The sequence below is a fragment of the Pseudomonas asplenii genome (assembly GCF_001293465.1).
In the GTDB taxonomy this organism is placed as follows: domain Bacteria; phylum Pseudomonadota; class Gammaproteobacteria; order Pseudomonadales; family Pseudomonadaceae; genus Aquipseudomonas; species Aquipseudomonas fuscovaginae_B.
This window is the reverse complement of record NZ_JSYZ01000068.1, coordinates 1-1,720: the sequence shown is the minus strand read 5'-3', so window position 1 is coordinate 1,720 and position 1,720 is coordinate 1. Positions and strand designations below refer to the sequence as shown.

Below are 1,720 nucleotides of genomic sequence, written 5' to 3'. Positions count from 1 at the left end.
CGCAGAACAAGGACCTCTACACCCAGCTCAAGAATGATTCGGCCAATGCCACCGGGATTCTGGATAAGAACCTGGCGGAACGCCGGGAGACGTCATCGCAGATGTGGGCCGAGACGATGCAGTCGATCAACGACAGCATGCGTAGTGTCGGTGATGCCATCCGGCCGGCTACTGACAAGGTCGCGGAGGGCATCACGTTCGTGGCCAAGAAACTGACAGATTTGTCTGACAGCTCTCCCAAGGTCGTGATGGGGATTACTGGTATCACGGCGGCGGTCGGTGGGCTGATCACCCTGTACAGCATGGCAAAGATTGGTCGCGGCATGCTGAATGTGGTTCGCGGCCGGCGTGGACGTGGTGCTGCAGCTGGTGACGATGAACTGCCGCAGACCGGTAACAAGGTCGTCGACGCGGGATTGGGCGCGCTGGGCAAGGTCCTCGGGGGCACTGCCGCGAACGAGGTCGGCGCCGCGCTCGGTGAGCCGCAGCGGGTGTTCGTCGTGAACGCACGGGAGATCGGCGGTATCGGGTCCACGGGCGGTGTGGGTGAGCCTGGAGGGCGCCGTCGTCGCGGTCGGCGCCGTCGGGGCGGTCGAGGTGTGGGGGCGGCTGTTGCCGGCGCTGCAACGATCGCCCCGGCCGCTGCCGAGATTGGCCGGATGGGGCGGGTCGTCGGGGCGATGCGGGGGGCGTCGAAGGTCGCCGCGCGGTTGCCCGGCGGCAAGCTCCTCGATGCCGGCGTGTCGGTGCTCGACACAGCGCTCAACGCCAAGACCCAGGATGAGAAAGCCGAAGGCTACGGTGGCGCTGCCGGCGGTCTGGCGGGAGCGCTGGCCGGTGGCGCTGCAGGTGCGGCGATCGGATCTGTTGTCCCAATCATCGGTACCGCGATCGGCGGCGCGATCGGTGCGGCGTTGGGCGGCATGGGCGGCGAGGGGCTCGGTAGCTGGCTCGGCAAGAAGTGGTTCGGCGAGGACGAACAGGTCGCTGATGCTGACAAAACCAAGGCATCAGCACCTGGTGATATCGCTCGCTCGATCGCGGCGACCGCACCGGCACCGACAGCGCCGGTCGTGGCCCAGGCGCTGGAGCAGGCTAAGCCGAGCCAATCGCCTCGGGTCGACCAGCAGTTCTCCTACGCGCCGAACCTGCAGGTCACTGTGCAGGGCGATGCCAAGGATCCGGATCAGCTGTTCCGCTCCCTTGAATCGCGGCTCCGGAGTAGTTGGGAGCAGTGGTCGCGGGAGTCGATGTCTCGGCAGTCGGCCGGCCAGTTGTTCGATGAACCCCATGTTTAAGGAGGGTGTATGGCATATATGGAGTCAATGCAGTCAACGCTCTCGTCGTTGTTTGCAGCGGGGGAGGCTGGCCGTACCAGCCTCGACGGCATGGTCGTCCCGTTAACCAGCGCCGTCAGCGATATGTCGGGCGCGGTGGCCGAGCTGGAAGGGCTGCCGGTGGTTGGCCCGGCCGTCGGGGAGAAGCTGCAGCGGACGATGCGTGCGATCAGCGCGGCTCAGTCAACGGTGGGCCGGATCGCGTCGACCTACAGCCAGGTTGTCAGCGGTGCAGCAGCCGTGCAGGAGCGCCTCGGTTCGTTGAGCGAACAGGCGGGCAAGGCCAGCGCGGCGATCAATCGCATCGCTGGCCAGGTCAGCCCCTCGCTCACCGGTATCCTGCCGACCAGCGCGATCACGTCGGGCAACTCGCCGGCCTCGGC

General features: G+C 66.5%; 2 pseudogenes. Both read left to right on the top strand.

The features are described from left to right. Positions 1-1,298: pseudogene (locus PF66_RS31665) on the top strand (phage tail tape measure protein); the annotation flags it as partial. A 9-nt stretch (positions 1,299-1,307) separates the two neighbouring features. Next, positions 1,308-1,720: pseudogene (locus tag PF66_RS31660) on the top strand (phage tail protein); the annotation flags it as partial.